We start from the raw sequence: 25452 nt of genomic DNA on the forward strand, positions 1-25452 counted from the left end.
ACAGATCATACGAGCTTGGAGTGGTAGTTCAGTTGGTTAGAATACCGGCCTGTCACGTCGGGGGTCGCGGGTTCGAGTCCCGTCCGCTCCGCCAATAAAAGAAAAGCCCTTTGGTTCCTGGAACCGAAGGGCTTTTCCCATTCTGGGGTCAGATCCACAACACCGCCAACGTCAACCCCAACGCTGACTTGTCCGGGGGTCTGACCCCGGCTGTTAGAATCAGCGCTACCCTGACTTCGCCCCTGCCCGCATGCGCTTGCCCCGTAGTACTCCTCCCTATATCGCCCTGCGACTGCGCCTGGCCCATCATGCTTTGCTGCAATTTGCCGCCAGCCTGACGAGTTCCATGGAAATCTTCTTTTTCCTGGCCGGTCCCGTCCTGCTGGGCCTGCTCAGCGTCATCGCCCTGCCCGGCTTTCTCGCCGTGAGCCAGCCCTGGCCCGCCGCACTGAGTATCATCGTCACGCAGGCCGTCCTCACTTGCCTGCACGGCTGGCTGCTGCGCAAACGGCTGCTGCCGGCAAGTACCGCCGCCTGGCTGCGCCAGCTCCCCTTGCCGCCGCGCCTGCGCTGGCAAGCCGATATCGCCGTCGCCGGCCTGCTGATGCTGCCGCTGGGCCTTGCGTATGCCGTCTCGGCCGGCATCTGGCTGCTGCAGTCGCCGCCGTGGCTGCGCCCCATCGCGGCGCCCGGCATTGCCGCCACCGCCGGTGCCTGGCTGCTGGCCTGGCTGCTGACGACGCTCATCGTGGCGCAACGCCTGCGCGCGCCGCGCCCCGCACAAAGGGCGCGCCCGCCCACGATGACGGCCTATGTGCCGCAACGGGCCCGCTGGCCTACCCTGTTCCTGTGGCGCCAGCTGTTCTGGCTGCCGTTCTGGCGCAATGAGAATGTGATCGGCCTGCAGCAAAGCGTCTTGCTGGCCACGGCGGGCGCCAGCATGCTGGCCTGGCTGCTGCGCGCGCCCCTGCTGCCCGCGCCGCTGCTCGGTTTGCTCGCCAGCGCCAGCCTGGTCATTGTGACGGACCGGGGCGACAAGGCCGTGCGCGAGCAGATCGCCGTGCTGCGCCCCGCGCTGAACGCCTGGCCGCTGGCCAGCGCGCCCTTGCTGCGCCTGGCCTGCGCGGCCAGCTTGTTGCCCGCCTTCGCCGTGCTGCTGGCCGGTGCTGTCTTGCTGTACGCCACCGATCCCGCCGCCTTGCAGCGGCGCGTCACCAGCGTGTATGCCCTCACCGCCAGCGTCGCCCTGCTGGCCATCGTCGGCCTGCCCCGCCTGACGGCGCGCGGCAGGGTCGCCCTCGTCGTCCTGTCCATCCTTGCCTTGAGCGCCATCGGAAGCGAATTATGGAATTGAACCTGCCTTCTCCCGTGCTGTATATCGAGCACCTCGATTTTCACTTCCCTACGCACAGCGTGTTCCAGGGGTTCAGCCAGCAATTCGGCCCCGGCGTGACCTGGCTGCGCGGCGCGAACGGCGCCGGCAAGACGACCTTGCTGAAGCTGGCGGGCGGCGCCCTGCTGCCCGCGCGCGGCGCCATCCGCCTGAACGATATCGACAGCGGCTTCATGCCGCTGGCCTACCGCGCCCGGGCCTTCTATTGCGGCGGCGATGCGCCCGCCCTACCCTGGCTGCAAGTGCACGAGTTTCTCGACCTGCACCTGGCCCTGTACCCGGGCAGCGACCAGGCCCTGCTGAACGACGAACTGAGCGCATTTTCCCTGCTGCAGACCTTACAACAAAGCATCACCGCCCTGTCCCTGGGCCAGCATAAAAAACTGCAGCTGGCCCTGGCACTGGCCTTGCCCGTGCGCCTGCTGCTGATCGACGAACCGTTCAACGGCCTCGACGCGGCCGCCATGGCGTACTTGCGCGCGCGCCTGGCCGACCCGGCCCGCCTGGCGCGCCAGTGCATCGTGCTGACCAGCCATCTGGCGCCGGACGTGCCGCTGGCGGCGACGGTAGAAATATAGACAGGAAATACAGCTTTTCAGATCGGCAAGAACCGCTTAGGATGCCGTGTTGCAAAAACCGGCGATCCCGGTGCAGCCACGACAACAACACGGCACGGTTATTCACCGCGCCCGGCTTATTCTTGGAGAAATCATGTTGAACATCCACCGCAGCGCCCTAGCCATCCTGTGCGCCGCTATCACCACCTGCACCACTTCGGCCCTCGCCGCCGGCCCCACGGGCACGGCCGCCGACTATGGCAGCAGCGCGCCCCACGCCGCCGCCCAGCGCAGCATCGAACTGCAGCCCGACACGCGCCACATCAACGTCACGCACGGCGAAACCGTCACCATCGCGCGCGCCGGCCAGCGTTTTACGTGGCACGTGCAAACTTTTAATAACAGGACCGTCTTCGCCCTGAGCAACATCGCGCCAAAGGACATGGCCGTCGATGGCGTGCAGGTGTATGTCGCCGCCAACCCGCTGTACACGGGCAGCTAAGTTTCCTCTACGCATAAAAAAACCGGAAGGGCCTCGCGGCCTTTCCGGTTTTTTTTCAGCGTGAAGAGTTACGCCGTCAGCGCTTCTTTCGCGGCGGACTCGTCGACCACTTCCTCGTCATCCGAGCGGATCAGGTGGTCAAAGGCGGACAGGGCTGCCTTGGCGCCTTCGCCGGTGGCGATGATGATCTGCTTGTACGGCACCGTGGTGACGTCGCCGGCCGCAAACACGCCGGGAATCGAAGTCTGGCCGCGGGCATCGACTTCAATTTCGCCATGGCGCGACAAGGCGACCGTGCCCTTGAGCCACTCCGTGTTCGGCACCAGGCCGATTTGCACGAAGACGCCTTCCAGCTCGACCTTCTTCGACGCGCCGCTGATGCGGTCCGTGTAGCTGAGGCCATTGACGATCTTGCCGTCGCCGTGAATCTCGGTGGTCTGCGCCGACGTAATCACGGTCACATTGGGCAGGCTGTGCAGCTTGCGCTGGAGCACCGCATCGGCGCGCAGTTCCGCGCCGAACTCGATCAGGGTCACGTGTTTCACGAGGCCGGCCAGGTCGATCGCCGCTTCCACGCCCGAGTTGCCGCCGCCGATCACGGCCACGCGCTTGCCCTTGAACAAGGGACCATCGCAGTGCGGGCAGTAGGCGACACCGTGGTTGCGGTATTCCTTCTCGCCCGGCACATTGATTTCGCGCCAGCGGGCACCGGTGGCCAGGATGACGGTCTTGGCTTTCAGCACGGCGCCATTCGCCGTTTCAATCTCGATCAGCTTGCCTGGAGTCAATTTCGCGGCGCGCTGCGTGTTCATGATGTCGACGTCGTATTCCTTGACGTGCTGTTCCAGCGCCACGGCGAACTTCGGACCATCGGTTTCCTTGACGGAAATAAAGTTTTCGATCGCCAGGGTATCGAGCACCTGGCCGCCGAAACGCTCGGCCAGCACGCCCGTGTTGATGCCCTTGCGGGCAGCGTAGATCGCCGCTGCCGCGCCGGCGGGGCCGCCGCCGACGATCAGCACGTCAAACACGTCTTTCTTGCTCAACGCTGCCGCCTGACGGGCGCCGGCGTTGGTGTCGAGCTTGGCAAGGATTTCCTCGACATTCGTGCGTCCCTGGCCGAAATGCTGGCCATTGAGGAACATCATCGGCACGGCCATGATCTGGCGTTCTTCCACTTCTTGCGGGAACACGCCGCCATCGATGGTGGTGACCTTGATGCGCGGGTTGATCACGGCCATGGCATTCAAGGCCTGCACCACTTCCGGGCAGTTATGGCAGGAGAGCGAAATAAACGTTTCAAACTCGTAATCGCCGTCGAGGTTGCGGATCTGCTCGATCACGGCATCGTCGAACTTGATGGTGTGGCCGCCCACTTGCAGCAGCGCCAGCACCAGCGAGGTAAATTCGTGGCCCAGCGGCACACCGGCGAAACGCACGCCGATGTCGGAGCCGGTACGGTTGATGCTGAACGACGGGGTCCGTACGCCAGCGTCAAGGCGCTCGACCAGCGTGATCTTGTCGCTCAACAGGACTATCTCCTGGAGCAATTCCTTCATCTCGCGGGCTTTTGCGCTGTCATCGAGAGAAGCGACCAGCTCAAGCGGATACACCACTTTTTCCAGGTAGGATTTCAGTTGGGTTTTGAGGGTTGCATCTAACATGATTTTTTCTTCCTTTACAAATATTTAGGCGAATGCCGGGCCGGACGCCCGGTCCGGCATCGCGGTAACTACTTGTTTGCTACGTCGTGCATCGAGACTTAGATCTTGCCGACCAGGTCCAGCGATGGGGTCAGCGTTGCGGCGCCTTCCGTCCATTTTGCCGGGCACACTTCGCCTGGGTGATTCGCCACGTACTGGGCGGCTTTGACTTTGCGCAACAGTTCCGATGCGTCACGGCCGATGCCGTTGTCATGCACTTCCAGCACTTTGATGAAGCCGTCCGGATTGATGACGAAGGTGCCGCGCAGTGCCAGGCCTTCTTCTTCGATCATGACTTCGAAGTTGCGCGACAGGGCGCCGGTCGGGTCGCCGATCAGTGCGTATTGCACTTTCTTGATCGCGTCCGAGGTGTCGTGCCAGGCTTTGTGCGCGAAGTGGGTATCGGTCGAGATGCCGTAGACATCGACGCCCAGCTTCTGGAACTCGGCGTGGTGATCGGCCAGATCTTCCAGTTCGGTTGGGCAAACGAAGGTGAAGTCGGCTGGGTAGAAGACGAATACCGACCACTTGCCTTTCAGCGACGCTTCCGTCAGGTCGACGAATTTGCCATTGTGGTATGCGGTTGCCTTGAATGGTTTAACTTGGGTATTGATCAGCGACATGTCATTTCCTCTCGTGTGGTGAATCAGTAAGACTCTAGTGTAAGGGGTTTTAACCCATATTCAAAATTGATTGTCACAATAGTTTCAATTGGTTTTAGCTATCATGACGCCATGGGAACTCCATGATAGGCAGTTCCCACGGGATTGGATAGCGGTGACAGTGGATACCCCTGCCGCCGCCAGGTGTTTCATTCCTAGTTCTTTAACTCTTCCGGTACCTTGCCGCCGTTTTCCGCCAGCTTGATCATCACCTGGCGGTGCAGCCAGATATTCATGCTGGCCGAATCGTTGGTGTCGCCCGTGAAGTGCAGCTCTTGCGCCAGTTCCTTGCGCGCGGCCAGGCTGCTGTCGAGTTGAAGCAGTTTCATCAGGTCGACGATTGACGTGCGCCAATTGAGTTTTTCCGCGTTCTTGCTGGCCAGGTCGACCAGCACCACTTCCACGTCGACGACCGGCACGGCGGCGGCCGGTGCAGGCGCTGCCGCCGGTGCGGCTGCCGCTGGCGCTTCGGTAGCGGCGGCTGGCGTGGCTGCCGGGGCAGCGTCGGATGAATGGTGGAAGATTTTGTTATAGATATTGCTGAAAATGCCCATGAGGTCACCTCGAGTTGAGTGAATGGAAGAAGGTTTGCCTGCGCACCAGGTCCAGGACCCGTGACAGCAATGCCGGGCGCAGGCGCCAGCCCGTCGAGTATAAGCCCGTTCGGGCCGGGAGCCCCGTCCCGCAGGCTTGCGTGAAATCTGGTGGCGGACGCGCCCGTTTCAAGGATGCAAAGGCCGCCGGGCGTGCAGCAGCGCGTCGAACGCGTCGATGGCCAGCGGCGGCGCAAACAGCTCGCCTTGCGCAAAATCGCAGCCGATCTCCAGCAGCAGCGCGCGCTGCTCTTCGGTCTCCACCCCTTCGGCGATGACTTGCAAACCCAGCTTGTGGGCCATGGTGACGATGGCTTCGCACAGCACCAGTTCGCTGGCCCCGGGCGCCAGCTTGCGCACCAGCACGCCGTCGAGCTTCAGGTAATCGATACCGCACTGCTGCAATTGCGTCAGCGAGGCATGGCCGCTGCTGAAGTCGTCGAGGGCGATCTGCAAGCCCGCCTCGCGCAAGTGCTGCAGGCGTGGCGCCATGCTATTGCCGCTAGGTAAAAGCACATCTTCGCGCATGTCGAGCACGATGGCCGAAGGCGGCACATCAAGCGCCAGCAGCTGGCGCAGCCAGGTGCCGGGCGCCTCGACTTCGCGCTGCAATTCCAGCGACGACTGGTTCAGACACAGCTGCAGCCCCGGCAAGCCGATGGCCTGGCTCTGGGCACGCCAGCGCCGCAGCTGCGCGGTCGCCGTGCGCAGCACCCAGTCGCCGATCTCCACAATCAGGCCGCTGCTCTCGGCCAGCGCCAGGAAATCGGGCGGGCACACGATGCCCCGCTGCGGATGGTGCCAGCGCAGCAAGGCTTCCGCTTTGACCAGTTTGCCGCTACGCAGCTCGACGATGGGCTGGTAATGCAGCTGCATCTGCTGTTCGTGCAGGGCCGTGCGCAAGTCCGCCCCCATGCGCATGCGGTTGACGGCCGCCACCTGCATGGCCGGCGTGAAATAACTGTAGCGGTTGCGCCCCGCGCCTTTCGACACATACATGGCCTGGTCCGCATGCTTGAGCAAGTCCTCGATCGTGCCCGCGTCGTCCGGATACAGGGTGATGCCGATCGAGGCGGAGACGAAGGCCTGCTCCTGTCCCAGCAGGAACGGCGCCAGCAAGCCGTCGAGGATTTGCCGCGCGATGCGGTCGACTTGCTGCAGGTCGTCGAGGTCGGACAGGATCACCGTGAACTCATCGCCACCCAGGCGCGCCACCGTATCCGTCTCGCGCACGCCCACGCGGATGCGCCGCGCCGCTTCGATCAGCAAGATATCGCCCTGGTGGTGGCCGAGGGTGTCGTTGACTTCCTTGAAGTGGTCGAGGTCGATGAACAGGATGGCCACGCGGCTTGCGTCGCGCCGCCCCTGGGCCAGCGCCAGGCGCAGGCGCTCGTGGAACATGCGGCGGTTCGGCAATTGCGTCAGGGTATCGAAATTGGCTTGCTGCCAGATCAGCGCTTCCGTTTGCCGCTTGTCCGTCACGTCTTCCAGCATGCACAGGTGCTGCGGGCCGCCATGGCGCGCCGTGGCGATGGCCGTCACCGAGGCGTCGACCCACACCACGCCGCCATCGGGACGCACGATGCGCTTGGCGTGGCGAAAACCCTGCATGCGCCGCGCCAGCAGCTGCGCCACGTGCGCCTGCTCGCCCGCCACGTCATCGGGATGGCTGATTTCCATCCAGCTCGTCTGCTTCATGTGCTCCAGCGTGCGCCCGGCGATGGCCAGATAGCGCGGATTGATATCCAGAAACTGTCCGCTCACGGTATCGATCAGGGCGATGCCCATGGGCGCCTGCTCGAACATGGTGCGAAAGCGCAATTCCCCTTGCCGGATGGTGTCCTCGGTGCGGCGGCGCTCGCGCGCCAGATTGCTGAAATGAAAGGCGGCCGACACGGCCAACAGGCTGCCCGCCACGCCCAGCGACAGGTACAGCCAGCCCAGGTCCGCGCCTGGCACGGGGCGATACAAAAAACCCTGGTAGGCGCGGCTGTCCGTGGCATTGCGCGGCAGCACGCCCATGGCGGTATACGTATCGGCGATATGCTGCCAGCGCTGGGGATTCATGTAGCCCGGCTCCACCAGCGTAGGCTGCAGCAGTAAATCCATCTGCTGCGCCTCGTACAGCAGGTGCGCGTGGTCATGGCGCTGGCTGTATTTGAGATGGATCAATTGCGCCATTTCCTCGCGGTGCGCCATCGCGTATTGCCAGCCGCGCAAACTGGCCGCGCGGAACGCTTTTACGCGCTCGGGATGGCGGCGCAGTTCGCGCTCGCTGGTAAACAAGTTGTCGCCGTAGAAATCGATGCCGGCCGTGCGCGGCGTAAACTGGTAATAGGGAAATCCCGCCCGGTCCAGATAGTCCGGTTCGTTGGTGGAATACGCGGCAATCGCATCGACTTTGCCCTCGATCAAATCCTCGACCCGGTAGCTGGGCGGCAAGTGGCGCATCTGCTGCGGCGCGACGCCCATTTTCTGCAGGAACAGCGACACTTCATCGGATGCGGACGCCACGTCGGCGGGTGCGCCTATCATCACGGGCGCCCCCTCCAGCTTGCGCACGTCGGGCGCGCCGCCTTGCTGGCGCATCAGCAGCACGCTGGGCGAATGCTGGAACACGACGGCCAGCACCACCACGGGTTTTCCGGCCAGGCGGCTGAGCAACAAGGTGCTGTTGCCCACGCCATATTCGGCCTGGCCCGCCAGCACGGCCGCCTCGGCGCGCGGCGCGCCGCTGCCTTCGAGCAGCGTCACGTCGAGGCCCGCCTCGCGGTAATAGCCTTGCTCAATGGCCGCGTAATAGCCGGCGAACTGGAACTGGTGCGTGAAATTGAGCTGCAGGGAGACGGGTTCCAGCGCCCGGGCTTGTGTGGCCAGACACAGCAGCAGGAAGAACAGGCAGCGCCAGCCGCGCGCCAGCCTGCCGGCGAGCGGCAAGACAAAGCGGAAAGCGTCGGGGGCTTTCATCGGCATGGCGGAACACCACAGGAAGCTGCCGAGCTGGCAGGGGTAAGGCTATTGTAGCCGCCCCTTTTGCCATTGGATAATTATTTCAGTGAGAACAATAGCGTTGATGTTTTTGGCAAACAATGTCGCCATTGTTTGCGCTAGAACACGACGCCGGCGACCAAAATGATGTTGGCATACGGACTGCACTCGCCCGTGCGCACGATGGCGCGCGCGCCCTTGCTCAATTGCTTGAACTCCTCGTGCGTCACCTGGCGCGCATCGGGCAGGGACAAGGCCGCCACCTGGGCCGCCATGGCCGGATTATGCTGCGGCAGTTCGCTGGCGAGCAAATGGTATTCCACCTGCATTTCAGTCAATACCGTATTGACGGTATCGATGAAGCCGGGAATGCCGCGCGTCAGGGCCAGGTCGATCAGGGGCACGCCCGGCTGCGACGGCAAGCCCGCGTCGCCGATGACGAGCATATCGCCATGACCGAGCGACGCGATCAGTTGCGACAGCGCAATATTGAGCAACGGTGATTTTTTCATGGGCGTGGTGTCGTTAGAACAGCTCGTGCAAGTGGGGGATCGAGGTTTGCGCGCCGGGCTTGGTGACGCTCCAGGCGGCAGCGCGCTGGCCTTGGCTAATCGCTTCCGCCTCGTCCATGCCGGACGCCAGGCCCGCCACAAAACCGCCAATGAAGGTGTCGCCGGCGGCCGTCGTGTCGACCGCTTGCACCGCTTCGGCCGGAAACGTGAAATCGCCGCCATACAGGGCCGCGTGCACGCCCTTGGAACCCAAGGTGATGATGACGTTGTCGCTGCCCAGCTTTTGCAGCGCGGCCGCCAGCGCCTTGGCATCCGCGCCTTCCGGGCTGACGCCGGCCAGCATGGCCGCTTCGATTTCATTCGGAATCAGGTAGTCGACCAGTTCCAGCACGCCTTGCGGCAAGCTGGCCGCCGGGGCCGGGTTCAGCACCACGGTCTTGCCCAGCGAGCGGGCCAGTTTAATGGCGTGCACGACGGTGGCCATCGGCGTTTCCAGCTGCAGCACGACGATATCCGCCTGCTCGATCAGCTCTTTCGCCGCGTCGATATGCGCGGGGCTGAGCAGATCGTTGGCGCCGCCGGCGATCACGATGCTGTTCTGGCCATTGTCATCGACGAGGATCGAGGCGATGCCGGACGCGACGCCGGGCAAGGTCATGATATGGCTGTCGATGATGCCGTCGCCCACGAGGGCCGCGCGCAAGGTCGCGCCAAACGCGTCGTCGCCCACGCAACCGACCATGGCCACTTGCTGGGCGCCCGCCACCTTGCCGCTCAGGCGCGCGCAGGCCACGGCCTGGTTGGCGCCCTTGCCGCCAGGAATAGTTCTAAATGCGCCGCCCGTCAGGGTTTCGCCGGGGAGGGGCATGCGCGGCACGCGCAAGACCAGGTCCATATTGATGCTGCCGATAACCACGATCATGATGTCATTCCCATCAGTTCAGTTGCAGGAGAAGAAGTAGGTACAGCAGAAGGTACGGTGGCGGCCACGCTGGAGCCGCGCACGTGCAGTGCGGGGGCGATGCTGCGCTGCTGGCGCGGCAAGGCGGGGTCGGCGATGCGCGCCAGCAGACAGGCCGCCGTGATGTGGCCCAGCTCGCGCGTATTTTGCGCCACGCTGCTCAAGGCCGGATGCACGAAGCTGGCCAGGTCGATATCGTCGAAGCCGACGACGGCCAGTTCGCCGGGCACGGCAATGCCCCGCTCGGCGGCGGCGCGCAAGGCGCCAAAGGCCATCAGGTCATTGCAGCAGAACAGGGCGTCGGGACGCTCGCCCTGGGGCAGCGCCAGCAAGTCCAGCGCGGCCGCATAGCCGCCCGCGCTCGTGAAATCGCCATGCACGCACAGGGCCTCGGCCAGGACCACGCCCGCCTCCGCCATGGCGCCGCGCGCGCCGGCGATGCGCTCATTGGAAATGCTCACTTCACGGGGACCGGCGATGCAGGCGAGGCGCCGGCGTCCCAGCCCCAGCAGATGGCGCGCGGCCAGGGCTCCGCCGGCGCGGTTGTCGACGGCCACGGCATCGATGGCCAGGTCGCTGGGTGCGCGGTCGAGCAGCACGGCCGGCACTTTCATCTTGCGCAGCAATTCGCCATCGCTGTCGGCCAGCGCGGACAAAATCAGGCCGTCGCAGCGCTTGGTCAAGAGCACGTTCAGGTAGTCGCGCTGCTTGGCGGGATCGTCATCGGAATTGCACAAAATCACGCTGTAGCCGGCCGCATAGCAGCTGTCCTCGATGCCGCGCGCCACTTCCGAGAAATACGGGTTCGTATTGTTCGGAATGATCAGGCCGATGGTGCCCGTGCTGCGGCTGCGCAAGGAGCGCGCCAGCGCGCTGGGCACGTAATGCAGTGCCTCCGCCGCCGCCAGCACGGCGCGGCGCGCCTCGTCGCTGACGGGGCGGGTATTGTTGAGGACGTGCGAGACGGTGGTAAACGATACCCCCGCCGCCTGCGCCACTTGCTTGATGGTTGCCATGGGCCAGTATTATGAACGCTCGCCGCGGCGGCGGTAAGTGTCGAGCACGACGGCGGCGACGATCACCAGGCCCGTGACGATGCGTTTCACGGGTTCCGACACGCCCACCTGCGCCAGGCCCGCTTCCAGCACGGAAATGATCAACACGCCGATAAACGTGCTGATGACGGAACCGCGTCCGCCCATCAAGCTCGTGCCGCCGATCACGACGGCGGCGATCACCTGCAATTCCATGCCCACGCCGCCGTTTGGGTCGGCCGCTTCCAGGCGCGACACCTGGAACAGTGCGCCCACGCCGGCCAGAAAGCCCATCAAGGCAAACACCAGCACTTTCGACGGTTTTGTGTTGATGCCGGACAAACGCACGGCTTCTTCATTGGTGCCGATGCCGATCCAGTGGCGTCCCAGCACCGTGCGCGTGAGCACCAGGTGGCCAATGACGACGATGGCGATCGAGGCGATGAAGGCGGGCGACAGGCCAAACGCAATCGGCGAGCTAATGCCGTCCACGGCGCTGCCGATGTATTCCGTGCGCGAATTGGTCACCTGATAGGCCATGCCGCGCGCCATTTCCAGCACGCCCAAGGACACGATGAACGAGGGGATGCGCCAGCCGACGGAAATGAGGCCCGTCGTCGCGCCGCACAGGGCGGCGACGAACATGCCCAGCAAAGCCGCGCTCCACACGGGCCAGCCCCAGTGCACTACGGCCAAGGACAGCACGGACGCGGCCAGCGCCATCACGGAACCGACGGACAAATCGATGCCGCCGATGATCAGCACAAAGGTCATGCCGACGGCCATCACGACCAGGGTCGGGATGTTGTTCGACAGGGTACTCAAGGTGGCCAAAGTAAAAAAGTTTTCGCTGGCAAACGAGAACAGCACGCACATGGCCAGCAAAGCGCCGATCAGGCCCGCATAGTTTTTCAGGTCGGCCAGGCTGCGCTGCAGATACGAAGGAGAGGAGTTGGAGGTCATGGGAATCTTTCCGGCGGATCAGGCCGCAGCTGGAGTGGAGTTGGGGGTCAAATAGCCGGAGAAGGCGGCCGACAGCAGCGCGTCCTGGCTCCAGGCACCGCGCTCGAAGGTGTCGACGATGCTGCCCGCGCTCATGACGGCGATGCGGTCGCAGATCAGCATCAGTTCGCGCAAGTCGCTCGAGACGATGACGAGGCCCTTGCCCTGGCGCGCCTGTTCGGCCAGCACCTGATAAATATCAAACTTGGCGCCGATATCGATGCCGCGCGTGGGTTCGTCGAACAGCATCACGGGGCAGTCGCGGTACAGCCAGCGGGCGATCACGACCTTTTGCTGGTTGCCGCCGGACAGCTCGGCCACCGTTTGCGCGCTGTTGCGCGAACGGATGCCCAGGCGCTGAATATAGTCGTCGGCCACCGTCGCTTCGGCCGCGTCGTTGAGCCAGCCAGCGCCACTGACCGTGTCGAGCGAGGCGAGGGTGGTGTTGACGGCGATCGACTGGCGCAGCAACAAACCTTGTCCCTTGCGGTCTTCCGTGATCATGGCGATGCCGGCCTGCACGGCCGCCTGCGGCGAGTGCAAGGCGGCAGGGACTTCGCTGTCGCCGAGGAACACGTCACCGGCATCCGCGCGGTCGGCGCCGAAGATCAAACGCAGCAATTCCGTGCGGCCCGAGCCGATGAGGCCGGCGATGCCGAGGATTTCGCCGGCGCGCAAGTCGAACGATGTCGGCTTGACCACCTTGCCGCGCGCCAAGCCCCGCACGCGCAGCAGCGGCGCGCCTATCGTGCGGCCGCTCAGGTCGACGGCATCGTCGGCCGAGCGGCCCACCATCAGGCTGACCAGGTCGGCGGCGGAGTGGCCGGCGATGTCGTCATCGCACACGAGCTGGCCATCGCGCAGCACGGCGATGCGGTCGGCCACGCGCTTGAGTTCTTCCAGGCGGTGGGAAATGTAGATGATGCACACGCCGTCGGCCTTCAGGCGTTCGATTTGCAGGAACAGCAATTCCACTTCGCGGTGCGTCAGCATGGCCGTCGGCTCATCTAACACCAGCAAACGGCAGGCGCCAATTAAATTGCGCGCGATTTCGATCATCTGCTGGTGGCCGATACCCAGTTCGCCCACGAGGGTCCACGGATCGAGGCCGCCCAGGCCCACTTTCTCCATCTGTTCGCGCGCGTCGCGTTCGAGACGCGTGCGGTCGATGAAGCCGAAGCGCTGCGGCAGGTTTTTCAGGTACAGGTTTTCCGCGATCGACAGGGTGGGAATCAAATTGAGTTCCTGCATCACCATGCGGATGCCCAGCGCCTCGGCCGCGCCGCGCGAGGCGGGCTGGTAGGGCTTGCCGTCGAGCAGCATCGTGCCCGTGGTCGCTTGCTCCAGGCCGCAGATGATCTTCGACAGGGTGCTTTTACCGGCACCGTTCTCTCCCGTCAGCGCCAGTACCTGGCCGGGGGCGAAACGCAGGCCCACGCCGCCCAGCACGGGGCCGACATAGGACTTGCCGATGTTATCCAGGGTCAATAGAGGGATGGCGGCTGATGGCGCCGGGAGGATGTCGGTGGGCATGATAAAACTCCGCGGAAAAAGGCGGCGGGGCCGGCGCCGCAGCCTCAGGCAGAGACGCGGACGCTGGCCCCGGCGGGATCAGACGATCAGGACTTGGCGCCCTTGGCGACCAGTTCGACCTTGGTTTCGATGACGCCACCGAGATCGGCCTGTTTCTTCTTCTGCGCCAGCGCTTTGAGCACGGTGTCGATGCCGAACACGGCTTGCTGCGAACCGAACTGGTCGGCGGTAGCCAGCACGCGGCCATCGGCCAGCATCGGCTTGATGGCGTTGATGTTGTCGTAGCCGACGACGAGGACCTTGCCCGTCTTGCCGGCCGCCTTGATGGCGGACACGGCGCCGATGGCCATGTTGTCGTTACCGCACAGCAAGGCCTTGATATTCGGGTTGGCGTTCAGCATGGCGGCGGCCACCGTATTGGCGGGGGCGATTTCCCACTGGCCCGACTGCACGCTGACGACTTTCGCACCGGCCGCGTTCATCGCGTCCTGGAAGCCCAGGGTGCGCTGCTGCGCGTTGTAGGTGGTGGACACGCCCTCGATGATGCCGACGGGGTCGCCCTTCTTGATCTGCTTGGCTAGGAAGTCGCCGACGACCTTGGCGCCCTTGCGGTTGTCCGGGCCGACGAACGGCACGGTGATGCCCTTCTCTTTCAGCGCGCCCTCGTCGAGCTTGTTGTCGATATTGACGACGATGATGCCCGCGTCGATGGCTTTTTTCAGCACCGGCACCAGCGCTTTCGAATCGGCCGGGGCGATCACCAGCGCGTTGACGCGCGAGACGATCATTTGCTCGACCAGCTTGATCTGGCTCGACGTATCCGTTTCATCCTTGATGCCGTTCGACAGCAGGTCGTACTTGGCGGCATTGGCCTTCTGATGCGCCTTGGCGCCATTTTCCATGGTCAGGAAAAATTCATTGGCGAGCGACTTCATCACCAGCGCCACCTTCGGTTTGGCAGGCGTCTGCGCCATGGCCGGCACGGCGGGCAAAGCACATACCAGGACAGCGGCGGCAATCATTTTCAGGCGAATACGGGATGTCATGAGCGTCTCCAGAGTTGTTGGTCAAACACGTGTACTGCATGCTTTTTAGGAAATTCGTTGCGCGCAAACGTTTGCGCGAAGCGAATAGTGCCTCAATGCCCTATTACAGTGCAAGCAAAACAGTATGTGCGGTGCAGCAAAAAGAGGACGCTCAGAGGGAAACGGGCAGGCCGATGCGACCGGCCTGCCGAGGGGAAATGCGCGGAAGTCAGGCGTTTGTTGCGGGACGGGCGCTGGCCCACTGCACCGCCAGCACGCTGGCCAGCACCAGCAGCAAGCCCAGCATCGACCAGCCCGTCATGGCCTGGCCCAGCAAGGCCCAGCCCAGCACAACGGCCATCAGGGGACTGAGCAGTCCCAGCGAGGAGACGGCCACGGGCGACAGGCGGGCGATGCCGCGAAACCACAAGGCATACGCCAGCAGCGCGCCGGCCAGGCACAGGTAGGCGTAAGCCAATACTTGCTGCAAGGACAGCGCCGGCAACGGTGCGTCGGCCAGCCAGGCGACGGGCGCCAGCATCAGGCCGCCGAGCAGCAATTGCCAGCCCGTCAGCGCCAGCACGGGCAAGTCTGGCTTCCAGCGCCGCGTCAGATAGGTGCCGGCCGCCATGCAGGCCGTGCCGCCCAGCGCGGCGGCGATGCCGATCGGTTCCCACACCGTGCGCGGCGACAACAACAAAACGGCCATGCCGGCCACGCCCAGCACGCTGGCAAGCAAGGCCAGGCGGGCCGGACGGCGCCCTTCCACGCCCCAGGCCAGGCCCATCACCAGCAGCGGCTGGATGGCGCCCACCACGGCCGCCAAGCCGCCGGGCAGGCGGTAGGCGGCCACGAACAGCAGCGCCTGGAACACGCCGATATTGAGCGCCGACAGGATCAGCACGCGGCCCCAGTCGCGCCGCGCGGGCAGGCGCCGCATGATCAGCAGCAACAGCAGGCCGGCCGGCAGCACGCGGATCAGGGCCGCCGTGAAGGGCCGGTCCGGCGGCAGCAGTTCGGACGTGACGATATACGTGGAACCCCAGGTCAAGGGCGCCAGCGCCGTGAGCAGAATATCGCCCCAGGCGGGGCGGACAGAAAAGGCGGACATGTACTATCTCGACATCAAGATAAAAAGCCAGTGTGGGCGCGAACTATCTTGATGTCAAGATAAATAGACGAATGCACCGGCGCCTGGCGGGCGTAAAAAAGCCCGGCAGGGCCGGGCTTCGGGAATGAGGCAAGGCGGCACGCTGCCGCCTGCCCGACGCTTAATCGCGCACGCGCTGCAGCACCGCGACCGGCATGCCGCCGACGGTGAGCGTGGCCACGTTGTTGCTGTTGCTCAGGCTGATCTGCATGGCCATGCCGCCCCCCTCTTCCGAGACGATCGTCACGACATTGCCTTCGGTGGCAAACGTGGCCGTGCTTGCGTTGCCGTTCTCGATAATGCTGTCCTTTGTAAATTCCAGGACTTCGCCGGTCGAGCCCTTCCATTTGCCCACCAGCGGGTGGCCGCCAAAGCGGAACAGGCTTTTCAGCTTGTCCAGCATGCCCGCTTCTTGCGCACCCGAGGCATTGCGCATGGCGCCCGCCATGGCCATGGCGGCCTGGTGCAGTTGCGCACGGTCGGTGACTTGCCATTGCTTGTCGACCAGCGCCAGCGGCAGTTGCACTTCCAGGCCGCCGCCCGGCAAGCGTTGCAGGATCTGCGCGCGGTCCGGCGACTTGACGAGCCATGCCGCTTCATCGCTCAGCGCCAGGGTGGCCGTGGCCATTGCCGTCGGCCGCCCGCCCATCTCGCGCACCTGCTCGTAGCCGCTGACCTTGGCCACTTTCACGCCCTTGGCCACGCACAGCTTGTCGCCGCGCAAGGCGGCCTTGCCCGGCGCGGCCAGCGCATAGACGAATTGCGATTGCGCCAGCCAGCCGCCGCTGCTTTGTTCGACGGGAGCGTTGTACAAGCCGCCACGCACGAGGATATCGAGCCATTGTCGAGTGGAGCTGTCGTACGACGCCACGCGGATTTCTTCCTTCTGGTACGGCAAGTTGGTGAAGCACAGCAGCTTGTCGCGCGCCGCCTCGTCGGCCGCCAGGTGGGCATCGATGGCGCGGCCAAAACTGCTGGCCGACGCCGCTTCCGGCGCCAGCAGCCACGCCAGGGCGCCGCCAGCCACGATGACAGCCGCCAGCACGCCGCCGGCGATGACGACGTGGCGCCGCTTCACGCCGGACAGCGCCGGTATCGCGGCCGGCGCGGGTGATGGGGCTGGCGCGGCATTGACGGCCTTGCCGCACTCGTCGCAAAAGCGCGCGTCGGGCGCGTGGGCGGTGCCGCACTGTTTACAGAATTGCGCCATGGTCTGCCTTACTTGAGTTTATGCGCGCATTCGCCGCAGAACACGTCATCGGACGCGACCGGGGCCTTGCAGCTCGGGCAATGCAGGCTGTCAACCGACGCAGCGGCCGGTGCGGCAGGTGTCGCGGCCTGTTCGGCCAGGGCACGCGCGCGTTCACGCGCTTCTTCGGCTTTCTTCTTGACCGTGGCCAGCCCGTCGTTCAGGCTCGCTTCCGAGGCGCTGAAATCGACATTGCGCGTGGCGTTCAGGTAAATGATGCACACACCCTTGGTAAAGATCAGACCGGGCACCACAGCCGCGGCCGCCATCAGCAAGCCGCCGCCCAGACCGGCTGCGATGATGTAGCCGGAACCGCCACTCAGACCCGAAGCGAGGGAATACATATTCATCTGGCCGCCCAGGCCCAGGATGCCAGCCGACATGCCGCTGGTCAGCGACACGCCGGTACCGACCACGCCAAAGATCAGCAGCGCCACAAACGTCGTGATCAGGAACAGCAGCACTTCCAGCAGGATCACCGACACCAGCTTGGTGCGCACGATCAGGTTCAGGCGGGCAATGATCTGGAACACGGTGGCGCCCGACCACGCGGCGGGGCCGGCCAGCGGCAGCATCACGTAAAACAGCGCAAACACCAGCACGCCCAGCACGATGGCCGACAACGGGAAGACCAGCGTGTACAGCACGGGACCGAGCACGGGGATCTTGCAGACGAACAAAATGATGGCGATGGCGATCATGGCCGCCAGCACGATCAGAAATTCCAGGAACACGACCGCGATCAGGCGGTGGCTCGTGTACAGCGAAACGAGCACGGCATCCACCAGGCTCAAGCCAGGCTGGCCCTGGGCATCGCGCATCAGCAGGATGCCGACGGCGTTGGAGCCGTAAAACATCACGAGGAAGGCCATCAGGCCGCCCAGGAAGCCCAGCAGCACGCTGCTCATGCTGCCGGCGAGCATCGTCAGTACACCACCGACGAGCACGGCGCCGATGAAGGTCAGGGCCAGCAGAGCAATCGCGCGGAAATTCTTGATGGCGTCGGTCGCTTCGATCAGCGAACCGAGCGCGGAGGAAAAGGGAAGAGGTTTAGGTGCTTCTGTGGAAATGGTCATGTCTAGCCTGGATGGGGGTAAATCGGGAACGGAACGGCCGGCATGGCCGCCCCGTGGCAATCAGTGTCAGTAAGCGCGGGCCAGTTGCAGGTCGGACGCAGGCGCCTGGCGCTGGACGATCTGCAGCTTGACGTCCTGGCCGCCGACGCGCTTGCTATTCAGGTACAGGGCCGTGCGTACCGGGTAAATGCCCTGCGGCACGCCTTCAGGCATGGGAATCGAGAAGCCGCCCTTGTAGGCGCCGCTGCCGTTATTGCTGCTGACTACCTTGCGCACGGTTTTGATCAAGTCGCCATTGGGCTTGTACAGGCTCAATTCCTCTTCCACCAGCGGGTTCGGATCGCGCGTGCCGGCCGCCACTTCGATATACGAATTGGTCTGCGCCTTCTGGCCCGGACGCACGGACGATGGCGTAAAGCCCGTCTCGTACTTCACCAGCGTCGACTGCTCGGGCAGCTTGCCCTTGTTGGCCACCTTGTAGTCGGCCTGTACCTGCTGCGACGTCTTGACTTGCTGGCTTTGATAATTCAGGGCCACGCAGGCGAGTGCGCCCAGGCTGGCGCCCAGTGCCGCGCCGCGCACGGTATTGTTGCCGCCGCCCAGCAAGCCGCCCACGACGGCGCCGATGCCGGCCAGCATGGCCGTATTGCATTCGCCGCTGCCCGCTTCCGTGCCGGCGGTGGTGGTATTGCCCGTGGCGCCAGGACCGCCTGGCGCGGCGCAACCGGCCAGCATCGAAGACACGACCAGCAGCGCCACCATGGGCTTGGCAATTTGTTTCAAGTTTTTCACGTTATTCTCCGGAAGGATCAAAAATAGGGGGAAAGCAAGCCGCGCGGCTTACTCGATCTGGATTTGCGACAGCGCCTTGTCTTGCGCTTCCTTCGCCTTGCGCTTGATGTCGAGCGCATGGCGGTTGCCCGTGTCCATGCGCAACACGGCATTCGCATTGGCAATGGCGCAGTCGTACTTGCGCTGGCTCATGCAGTGGCTCGCTTCCGACAGGCTGTCCGTGATCACGCTTTCCAGGCCGCTAGTCTGTTTGACAGGCGCCGCTGGCGGTATCACCTTGACCGGTTTGGCCGGTTTTTCCGCGACGGGAGCCGGTTTTTCCACAGCCGGGGCCGGGGCGGGTGCGGGTGCGGGCACCGGCTCGGGGGCGGGCGCGGCGACAGATGCCGGGGCGGGCGCAGCAGGCGCAACGGCAGGCTCGGCCGCCGTCGCGCCGTCGAGCGCCGGGTCGCTGATGGCCAGCGGCTGCTCGGCGGCAGGCGCAGGTTCCACCTGCGCGGGCAAGACTGGAACAGCTTCCGGCGCCGGCGCTGCCGGCTTGCTTGAGAGAAAATAGTAAGCGCCCGCACCGCCCAGCAGTACTACTGCGGCGACGGCTGCAGCGATCAGTTTCATGCGGCTGCCCGCCGCTGGGCTGTCACTTGGCGTGTCGGCCACGGGAGCTGGCGCTGGTGCGGGTGCGGGTGCGGGTGCGGGTGCGGGTGCGGGTGCGGGTGCGGGTGCGGGTGCAGGTGGAGGATCGGCACGGCGCTTTTCCAGCACGGGCGGTGGCGGTGGCGGCGGTGGCGCGACCGGCTCCGGGATGAAGACGGGAACGGGTTCCGGAACAGCTTGCGTGACCATTTCTGCCACTGGAGCGGGCTCAGGAACGACCACACTCACTGGTTCAGGAATCGGCGCCGGCACAGGTGCCGCAACAGGTTCTGGCGGCAGCACTGGCGCCACGGCAAAGCTGAACGCGCATTTGGGGCAGAACTTGGCATCGGGCTTGCAATCATGGCCGCACTGGCCACAGGATTTGCCCGGCACGGCAGCGGCGGCGGTCGTGGCGGCGGCAAACGTCGTGCCGCAGGAAGAACAGAATTTGGCGCCCGGCTTATTCTCGGCTTGGCAGGAAAGGCATTTCAATTGGCATCTCTTTTCATATCAACGCTGGGAGTCGCGTACGCTGGCGCTTGCCAGAAAGGCAGCATTGTTGCCGTACGGCTAAATATCCAACGAGTATATTTTCAAACACCAAGTTGCCACAAGGGAAAATTGCCTTTTGCTCTATTCAATTTTTAAATATTGGTAAAAATCCGCCGCCGCGGCGGTTTGCCGCCCCATCTTGGTGCGCCCATAGCAAAAAACCCGGCAACGCAGTACGCGTTGCCGGGTTTTTCAGAGGATGCCCGAGGGCCGAAGACTATCTACTTGCGTCCACCCCGTGCCGGCGCGGCATGGCCGCCCTTGGCTGGCGGCTTGCTGCCACGGCCCATCGGCACGGCGGCCGGCTTGGCCTTCGTCTTGATGGTCGACAGAATCGATGGACGCACTTTCGACTCGGCGGCCGACGCTTTGGGCGCCGCTGCCGTGCCGCCCAGGGCGATGCGGTTCTTGCCCGGCGTGACCTTGAACTTGTCCGGCGTGCCGGCGCCATGCGTCTGGCGGCTGCGTTCGCCTGCGGCCAGGCCGCCCGATTCCGACGACGTCCAGGCCGGTATCAAGTGCTTGTCGCCATTGCCGATCAAGTCGCCACGGCCCATGTTGACCAGCGCTTCGCGCAAGATCGGCCAGTTGGCCGGGTCCTGGTAGCGCAGGAACGCTTTATGGGTGCGGCGGATCTTGCCGCTGCGCGCCGTTTCCACCACTTCCGAGTCGGCTGTCACCTTGCGCAGCGGATTCTTGCGCGTGTGGTACATGGTGGTCGCCATGGCCATCGGCGTGGGCATGAAGGTCTGTACCTGGTCCAATTTGAAATTGTTTTTCTTCAGCCACAGGGCCAGGTTCAGCATGTCCAGGTCCGTCGTGCCCGGATGGGCGGCGATGAAATACGGGATCAGGTATTGCTTCTTGCCCGCTTCCAGCGAAAAACGGTCGAACATTTCCTTGAACTCGTCGTAGGCGCCGATGCCGGGCTTCATCATCTTCGACAAGGTGCCCTCTTCCGTGTGCTCAGGGGCGATCTTCAACAGGCCGCCCACATGGTGCGTGACCAGTTCCTTCACGTACTCGGGCGAACGCACGGCCAGGTCGTAGCGCAAGCCCGAACTGATCAGCACTTTCTTGATGCCGGGAATGGCGCGCGCCTTGCGGTACAGGGAAATGAGCTTGCTGTGGTCCGTGCCCAGGTTCACGCAGATGGACGGGTACACGCAGGACAGGCGGCGGCACGACACTTCGATCTCTTTTTCCTTGCAGGCCAGGCGGTACATATTCGCCGTGGGGCCACCCATATCGGAAATGGTGCCCGTAAAGCCTTTGGTTTTATCGCGGATATGTTCAATCTCGCGCAGGATCGACGGTTCCGAACGGCTCTGGATGATGCGGCCTTCATGCTCCGTGATCGAGCAGAAGGTGCAGCCGCCGAAGCAGCCGCGCATGATGTTGACGGAAAAGCGGATCATTTCCCAGGCGGGGATGTGCGCCTTGCCATAGCTCGGGTGCGGGGCGCGCGCGTAGTTCATGTCGTACACGCCATCCATCTCGTCCATGGCCAGCGGCAGCGGCGGCGGGTTGAGCCACACGTCGCGCTCGCCGTGCGCCTGCACCATGGCGCGCGCATTGCCGGGATTCGACTCCAGGTGGAACACGCGCGAGGCGTGCGCATACATGACGGGGTCATCCTTGACGACATCGTACGCGGGCAGGCGCACGACGGTCTTGTCGTGCTTTTCCTTGGCCATGGCCAGGCGCTCTTCGCGGCTCATGATGCGGATGGGCTTGATCACTTCGGCCGATTTCGACGCATTTTCCGTGGCGCAAGCAGTCTTGTCTTCCTGCACCATTTCGTAGGGGCTGTAATGCGGGTCGATCTTGCCCGGCACGTCGACGCGGGTGGAATTGTGCACGCCCCAGTCGTCGCCGGGCAGCCAGCCGGCCGGCACCATGAAGGCCGTGCCGCGCAAGTCGCGGATATCCTTGATGTGTTCGCCGGCGGCCAGGCGGTGCGTCAGGTCGACCAGCGCCCGCTCGGCATTGCCGAAAATCAGCAAATCGGCCTTGGAATCGGGCAAGACGGAACGGCGGACCTTGTCCGACCAGTAATCGTAATGGGCGATGCGGCGCAGCGACGCCTCGATGCTGCCGATGACGATGGGCACGTCGGAATACGCTTCGCGCGCGCGCTGGGCGTACACGGTGACGGCGCGGTCCGGGCGTTTATTCGGTTCGGCATTGGCCGTGTAGGCGTCGTCGGAGCGGATCTTGCGGTCGGCCGTGTACTGGTTGACCATGGAATCCATGTTGCCGGCGGTAATGCCGTAGTACAGGCGCGGCTTGCCGAGGATGCGGAAGGCGTCGGCCGACAGCCAGTCGGGCTGGCTGATGATGCCGACGCGATAACCCTGCGCTTCGAGCAGGCGGCCGACCAGGGCCATGCCGAAACTCGGATGGTCGATGTAGGCGTCGCCCGTGACGAGGATGACGTCGCACTGGTCCCAGCCCAGCGCGTCCATCTCGGCACGCGACATCGGCAGGAAAGGCGCCACGGCAGCGCGGGCAGACCGCTTGGGAACGGTCGCAAATAAATTGGTAGGGGAGCTCATAGGGTACGGATTGTACCGGAATTGGCTATTTCCAACCTGACGGCCTGCTTTTTACTGTTGGATTTCAGTACAAAAAACGTTTATTTTTCAATTACTTGGGAGAAACGGGCCCTTGGGGTCAGACCCGCCGGGTCTGACCCCAGATGCTGCTTTAGGGTTAAATTAAATACCCATATTGGCAAGAATCTCGCCAAGTTCGCGCAAAGCCGGCTCCAGTTTCGGATGCTTGACGGCAAACTTGGCCGACAATTCCTGGCTGCGCTCGGCCAATCCATACGTGGTCGACTCTTCTTCCTGCTCCTGCGCGGCGCGCTTTTCCATCAGCAACTTGATGTCGACATCGAGTTTTTGCAGCAAACCATGCAGTTCTTCATCGACGGGACCGCTGGTTTCCAGTGTCGAATGCAGCTGTTGCAGCGATTCCTTGAGTTTGCTATCCATGTTTTTTCCTGTCAGTCAGTAAATTGCGTGTCCAGGAACAATTGTTCCACCTTGCTCCTGGCCCACGGGGTCTTGCGCAAAAACTTCAGGCTCGACTTGATGCTGGGATCGCTGATGAAGCAATTGATATCGATGTGCTTGGCCAAGCCATCCCAGCCGTAGTGGGCATGCAGGCGCGTCACGATACCTTCCAGGGTAATGCCATTCAAATCTTGCTGACTCATATACTCTTTCAACTGCCTTCTTGTTTACATCTTACTCAATTCTACGCCGCCGGCACGGAAAGCTTGCGTGCGCCAGGTCAACGCAACGCAAGCTTCTGATGAAGACGTCTTACTTGGCGTTCAAGCCCCGGCGTTCCAGCAATGGTTCCACGGTGGCGTCGCGGCCGCGGAAGTCACGGAACAGCTGCAGCGCATCGACGCTGCCGCCGCGCGACAGCAATTTGCTGCGGAACCAGTCGCCGTTCTTGCGCGTCAAGCCGCCGTTTTCCTTGAACCAGTTGACCGATTCCGCGTCCAGCTTTTCCGACCACAGGTAGGCGTAATACGCTGCCGAGTAGCCGCCCGAGAAGCTGTGCGAGAAGTAGCTGGTGCGGTAGCGCGGCGGCACGGGCGCGTAGTCGACACCCGCGTCTTTCAACGATGCCGCTTCAAAGGCCAGCACGTCCGTCGGGATCTGGCTTGGCGCCAGCTGGTGCCAGCGCTGGTCCAGCAAGGCCGCCGACAGGTATTCCGTCGTCATGAAACCCTGGTTGAATTTCTTCGCCGCCGTGACCTTGTCGAGCAATTCCTGCGGCATGGCCGCGCCGCTCTGGTAGTGCTTGGCGTAGTTTTGCAGCACTTCCGGCCAGACGGCCCACATTTCATTGACTTGCGATGGATACTCGACGAAGTCGCTCGGTACGCTGGTGCCGGCAAAGCGCGGGTATTTCACGTTCGAAAACATGCCGTGCAGCGCATGGCCGAATTCGTGGAACATGGTCGTCACTTCATCAAACGTCAATAAGGTCGGCTGGCCGGCGGGCGGCTTCGGAATATTCAACTGGTTGGCGACGACGGGATGCGTGCCCATCAGCGATGATTGCGACACATATTCATTCATCCACGCGCCGCCATGCTTGTTGCCGCGCGCATAGAAGTCGGCGATGAACAGGGCCAGCGGCTTGCCGTTAGCATCCAAAACGTCGTAGACGCGCACGTCCGGGTTGTATACCGGCAAGTCCTTCCGCTCCTTGAAGCTGATGCCGTACAACTTATTGGCGGCAAAGAAGACGCCGTTGTTCAGCACGCTGTTCAATTCCAAATACGGTTTCAGCTCGTTTTCATCGAAATTGAAACGCTGCTTGCGCAGCTTGTCCGTGTAGATGGCCCAGTCGGCCGCTGCCACCTGGAAACCGCCCTTTTCCGCATCGACCACTTGCTGCAGGTCGGCCGCTTCGCGGCGCGCATTCGCGACGGCCGGTTTCGCCAGTTCCGACAGCAGGGTGTTGACGGCCGTCGTGGTCTTGGCCGTCTGGTCTTCCAGCGCATACGCGGCGTAGTTGGCGTAACCAAGCAAGGTCGCCCGTTCGGCGCGCAGTTTGGCCAGTTTCAGCACGATGGCGCGGTTGTCGAACTCGCCGCCCTGGCTGCCGCGGTTCAGCGAGGCATCCATCAGGCGCTGGCGTGTCTTGCGATCCGTCAATACGGCCAGCGGCGGCTGGCCGCTGGTGTTGACGAGGGCGATGACGAACTTGCCCGTCAAGCCCCGTTCCTTGGCGGCCGTGGCGGCCGTATCGATATCGCTGTCCGTCATGCCGGCCAGCTCGGCACGGGTGTCGACGACGATGCTCTTGGCATTCGTTTCCTTCAGCACGTTTTGCGCGAAGGCCGTTTCCAGGCCCGCCTGCTCGGCGTTATAGGCTTTCAGTTTTTCCTTGTCCGCATCGGACAGCTTGGCGCCGGCGCGCACGAAATCCGTGTGATAGCGTTCGAGCAGGCGCAGGGATTCGGCATCGAGGCCCAGCTTGTCGCGCTTGGCGTACAGGGTGTCGATGCGGGCGAACAGTTTCGGGTTCAGCGTGATGGCATCGCCATGCGCGGCCAGTTTCGGCGACACGTCCACTTCCACCGCTTCCAGCACGCTGTTCGTGTTGGTCGAGGTCATGTTGCTGAAGATGCTCTGCACGCGGTGCAGCAGCTGTCCCGTGCGCTCGAGGGCCACGATGGTGTTCTCGAACGTGGCCGGCTGGCGGTTGCTGGCAATCGCATTGACTTCGGCCAGCTGGCGTTTCATGCCTTCGGCAAACGCCGGCGCATAGTGACCATCCTTGATCAGGCCGAACTGCGGCATCTGGAACGGCAGCGGGCTCACTTTGAGCAGGGGATTCTGGGCGCTGACGGCGGCGGCAGGTGCAGCGGCGGCGGCCATGGCGGATGGGGCGGCGTGGGCCAGCATGACGCTGGCGGCGATGACGAGCAGTTGTGGACGGATCATGACATCTTTCAGGAAGCGCGGGGAAGAACCGCGATCGCGTCGCGGGCCAGTGGCA

22 protein-coding genes, 1 tRNA gene and 1 pseudogene are annotated in these 25452 nt (G+C 63.6%); 4 read left to right on the forward strand and 20 right to left on the reverse strand.

What is annotated here, in order from left to right; genetic code table 11:
• Positions 1-17 precede the first annotated feature (17 nt).
• The 4 genes from AC1Q6X_RS23230 (at position 18) to AC1Q6X_RS23245 (ending at position 2452) form a co-directional block, all read left to right on the forward strand.
• A tRNA-Asp gene (locus tag AC1Q6X_RS23230) sits at positions 18-94 on the forward strand.
• Positions 95-346: 252 nt separating this feature from the next.
• On the forward strand, positions 347-1354 hold the full coding sequence (locus tag AC1Q6X_RS23235) for a hypothetical protein (protein ID WP_492498536.1): 1008 nt from the start codon (positions 347-349) through the stop codon (positions 1352-1354).
• Complete coding sequence (locus AC1Q6X_RS23240; protein ID WP_492498537.1) at positions 1345-1971, forward strand: ABC transporter ATP-binding protein; 627 nt, start codon at positions 1345-1347, stop codon at positions 1969-1971. Before AC1Q6X_RS23235 ends, AC1Q6X_RS23240 begins: the two co-directional genes overlap by 10 nt.
• Before the next feature lie 133 nt (positions 1972-2104).
• Entirely contained in the window at positions 2105-2452 is a 348-nt protein-coding gene (locus AC1Q6X_RS23245; protein WP_492498538.1) for a CzcE family metal-binding protein, read from the forward strand.
• A gap of 68 nt (positions 2453-2520) precedes the next feature.
• On the opposite strand, the gene ahpF is transcribed toward AC1Q6X_RS23245, so the two are convergent.
• From ahpF to AC1Q6X_RS23345, 20 genes and pseudogenes are all read right to left on the reverse strand, one after another.
• Positions 2521-4116, reverse strand: coding sequence for an alkyl hydroperoxide reductase subunit F (gene ahpF, locus AC1Q6X_RS23250; protein ID WP_492498539.1), 1596 nt, complete (start codon positions 4114-4116; stop codon positions 2521-2523).
• A 98-nt stretch (positions 4117-4214) separates the two neighbouring features.
• Entirely contained in the window at positions 4215-4778 is a 564-nt protein-coding gene (ahpC, locus tag AC1Q6X_RS23255; RefSeq protein WP_070219447.1) for an alkyl hydroperoxide reductase subunit C, read from the reverse strand.
• A 194-nt stretch (positions 4779-4972) separates the two neighbouring features.
• Entirely contained in the window at positions 4973-5371 is a 399-nt protein-coding gene (locus AC1Q6X_RS23260) for a DUF3597 domain-containing protein (RefSeq protein WP_070219448.1), read from the reverse strand.
• 168 nt (positions 5372-5539) lie between these two features.
• The gene (locus AC1Q6X_RS23265) at positions 5540-8383 is read right to left on the reverse strand and encodes an EAL domain-containing protein (protein ID WP_492498540.1); all 2844 of its coding nucleotides are present in this window, start codon (positions 8381-8383) and stop codon (positions 5540-5542) included.
• Positions 8384-8517: 134 nt separating this feature from the next.
• Positions 8518-8910 (reverse strand): D-ribose pyranase, encoded by a 393-nt coding sequence (rbsD, locus tag AC1Q6X_RS23270; RefSeq protein WP_099666108.1) that lies wholly within the window; start codon positions 8908-8910, stop codon positions 8518-8520.
• A gap of 13 nt (positions 8911-8923) precedes the next feature.
• Positions 8924-9832 carry a ribokinase gene (gene rbsK / locus AC1Q6X_RS23275; protein ID WP_492498541.1) on the reverse strand — a complete coding sequence of 303 codons (909 nt, stop codon included), beginning with the start codon at positions 9830-9832 and terminating at the stop codon, positions 8924-8926.
• Positions 9829-10887, reverse strand: coding sequence for a LacI family DNA-binding transcriptional regulator (locus AC1Q6X_RS23280; protein ID WP_492498542.1), 1059 nt, complete (start codon positions 10885-10887; stop codon positions 9829-9831). The genes rbsK and AC1Q6X_RS23280 overlap by 4 nt, the downstream gene beginning before the upstream one ends.
• A 9-nt stretch (positions 10888-10896) precedes the next feature.
• Complete coding sequence (locus AC1Q6X_RS23285; protein ID WP_070312235.1) at positions 10897-11868, reverse strand: ABC transporter permease; 972 nt, start codon at positions 11866-11868, stop codon at positions 10897-10899.
• Between the two features lie 18 nt (positions 11869-11886).
• Positions 11887-13440, reverse strand: a complete 1554-nt coding sequence (locus tag AC1Q6X_RS23290; protein ID WP_492498543.1) for a sugar ABC transporter ATP-binding protein — start codon at positions 13438-13440, stop codon at positions 11887-11889.
• A gap of 86 nt (positions 13441-13526) precedes the next feature.
• Positions 13527-14486 (reverse strand): sugar ABC transporter substrate-binding protein, encoded by a 960-nt coding sequence (locus tag AC1Q6X_RS23295; protein ID WP_070219455.1) that lies wholly within the window; start codon positions 14484-14486, stop codon positions 13527-13529.
• Between the two features lie 208 nt (positions 14487-14694).
• Positions 14695-15576 carry an EamA family transporter gene (locus tag AC1Q6X_RS23300; protein WP_492498544.1) on the reverse strand — a complete coding sequence of 294 codons (882 nt, stop codon included), beginning with the start codon at positions 15574-15576 and terminating at the stop codon, positions 14695-14697.
• A 160-nt stretch (positions 15577-15736) separates the two neighbouring features.
• The gene (locus AC1Q6X_RS23305) at positions 15737-16825 is read right to left on the reverse strand and encodes a zinc-ribbon domain-containing protein (RefSeq protein WP_492498545.1); all 1089 of its coding nucleotides are present in this window, start codon (positions 16823-16825) and stop codon (positions 15737-15739) included.
• Between the two features lie 8 nt (positions 16826-16833).
• On the reverse strand, positions 16834-17940 hold the full coding sequence (locus AC1Q6X_RS23310) for a zinc ribbon domain-containing protein (protein ID WP_070312244.1): 1107 nt from the start codon (positions 17938-17940) through the stop codon (positions 16834-16836).
• Between the two features lie 66 nt (positions 17941-18006).
• Positions 18007-18732, reverse strand: coding sequence for a hypothetical protein (locus AC1Q6X_RS23315; protein WP_070219459.1), 726 nt, complete (start codon positions 18730-18732; stop codon positions 18007-18009).
• A gap of 48 nt (positions 18733-18780) precedes the next feature.
• Complete coding sequence (locus AC1Q6X_RS23320; RefSeq protein WP_492498583.1) at positions 18781-19575, reverse strand: hypothetical protein; 795 nt, start codon at positions 19573-19575, stop codon at positions 18781-18783.
• Positions 19576-19752: 177 nt separating this feature from the next.
• Positions 19753-19860, reverse strand: a pseudogene (locus AC1Q6X_RS23325) (zinc-ribbon domain-containing protein); the annotation flags it as partial.
• 281 nt (positions 19861-20141) lie between these two features.
• Entirely contained in the window at positions 20142-22403 is a 2262-nt protein-coding gene (locus AC1Q6X_RS23330; protein WP_070290369.1) for a YgiQ family radical SAM protein, read from the reverse strand.
• A gap of 237 nt (positions 22404-22640) precedes the next feature.
• Positions 22641-22919: a DUF4404 family protein gene (locus AC1Q6X_RS23335; protein ID WP_034753883.1), complete on the reverse strand. Its 279-nt coding sequence runs from the start codon at positions 22917-22919 to the stop codon at positions 22641-22643.
• 11 nt (positions 22920-22930) lie between these two features.
• The gene (locus AC1Q6X_RS23340) at positions 22931-23143 is read right to left on the reverse strand and encodes a VF530 family protein (protein WP_070219603.1); all 213 of its coding nucleotides are present in this window, start codon (positions 23141-23143) and stop codon (positions 22931-22933) included.
• A 109-nt stretch (positions 23144-23252) separates the two neighbouring features.
• Positions 23253-25397 carry a M3 family metallopeptidase gene (locus AC1Q6X_RS23345; RefSeq protein WP_492498546.1) on the reverse strand — a complete coding sequence of 715 codons (2145 nt, stop codon included), beginning with the start codon at positions 25395-25397 and terminating at the stop codon, positions 23253-23255.
• Between the last annotated feature and the right edge of the window lie 55 nt (positions 25398-25452).

It is taken from the genome of Janthinobacterium sp. GW823-FHT06H09, assembly GCF_058794735.1.

Excerpts from the sequence above, each read along its gene's own strand:
- ahpF (WP_492498539.1), bottom strand. The coding sequence starts at position 4,116 with ATGTTAGATGCAACCCTCAAAACCCAACTGAAATCCTACCTGGAAAAA.
- AC1Q6X_RS23330 (WP_070290369.1), bottom strand. The coding sequence starts at position 22,403 with ATGTCGCGTGCCGAGATGGACGCGCTGGGCTGGGACCAGTGCGACGTC.
- AC1Q6X_RS23265 (WP_492498540.1), bottom strand. The coding sequence starts at position 8,383 with ATGCCGATGAAAGCCCCCGACGCTTTCCGCTTTGTCTTGCCGCTCGCC.
- AC1Q6X_RS23340 (WP_070219603.1), bottom strand. The coding sequence starts at position 23,143 with ATGAGTCAGCAAGATTTGAATGGCATTACCCTGGAAGGTATCGTGACG.
- AC1Q6X_RS23240 (WP_492498537.1), top strand. The coding sequence starts at position 1,345 with ATGGAATTGAACCTGCCTTCTCCCGTGCTGTATATCGAGCACCTCGAT.
- AC1Q6X_RS23295 (WP_070219455.1), bottom strand. The coding sequence starts at position 14,486 with ATGACATCCCGTATTCGCCTGAAAATGATTGCCGCCGCTGTCCTGGTA.
- AC1Q6X_RS23300 (WP_492498544.1), bottom strand. The coding sequence starts at position 15,576 with ATGTCCGCCTTTTCTGTCCGCCCCGCCTGGGGCGATATTCTGCTCACG.
- AC1Q6X_RS23305 (WP_492498545.1), bottom strand. The coding sequence starts at position 16,825 with ATGGCGCAATTCTGTAAACAGTGCGGCACCGCCCACGCGCCCGACGCG.
- AC1Q6X_RS23320 (WP_492498583.1), bottom strand. The coding sequence starts at position 19,575 with ATGGTCACGCAAGCTGTTCCGGAACCCGTTCCCGTCTTCATCCCGGAG.
- AC1Q6X_RS23290 (WP_492498543.1), bottom strand. The coding sequence starts at position 13,440 with ATGCCCACCGACATCCTCCCGGCGCCATCAGCCGCCATCCCTCTATTG.
- AC1Q6X_RS23260 (WP_070219448.1), bottom strand. The coding sequence starts at position 5,371 with ATGGGCATTTTCAGCAATATCTATAACAAAATCTTCCACCATTCATCC.
- AC1Q6X_RS23335 (WP_034753883.1), bottom strand. The coding sequence starts at position 22,919 with ATGGATAGCAAACTCAAGGAATCGCTGCAACAGCTGCATTCGACACTG.
- rbsD (WP_099666108.1), bottom strand. The coding sequence starts at position 8,910 with ATGAAAAAATCACCGTTGCTCAATATTGCGCTGTCGCAACTGATCGCG.
- ahpC (WP_070219447.1), bottom strand. The coding sequence starts at position 4,778 with ATGTCGCTGATCAATACCCAAGTTAAACCATTCAAGGCAACCGCATAC.
- AC1Q6X_RS23235 (WP_492498536.1), top strand. The coding sequence starts at position 347 with ATGGAAATCTTCTTTTTCCTGGCCGGTCCCGTCCTGCTGGGCCTGCTC.
- AC1Q6X_RS23310 (WP_070312244.1), bottom strand. The coding sequence starts at position 17,940 with ATGACCATTTCCACAGAAGCACCTAAACCTCTTCCCTTTTCCTCCGCG.
- AC1Q6X_RS23345 (WP_492498546.1), bottom strand. The coding sequence starts at position 25,397 with ATGATCCGTCCACAACTGCTCGTCATCGCCGCCAGCGTCATGCTGGCC.
- AC1Q6X_RS23245 (WP_492498538.1), top strand. The coding sequence starts at position 2,105 with ATGTTGAACATCCACCGCAGCGCCCTAGCCATCCTGTGCGCCGCTATC.
- AC1Q6X_RS23285 (WP_070312235.1), bottom strand. The coding sequence starts at position 11,868 with ATGACCTCCAACTCCTCTCCTTCGTATCTGCAGCGCAGCCTGGCCGAC.
- AC1Q6X_RS23280 (WP_492498542.1), bottom strand. The coding sequence starts at position 10,887 with ATGGCAACCATCAAGCAAGTGGCGCAGGCGGCGGGGGTATCGTTTACC.
- rbsK (WP_492498541.1), bottom strand. The coding sequence starts at position 9,832 with ATGATCGTGGTTATCGGCAGCATCAATATGGACCTGGTCTTGCGCGTG.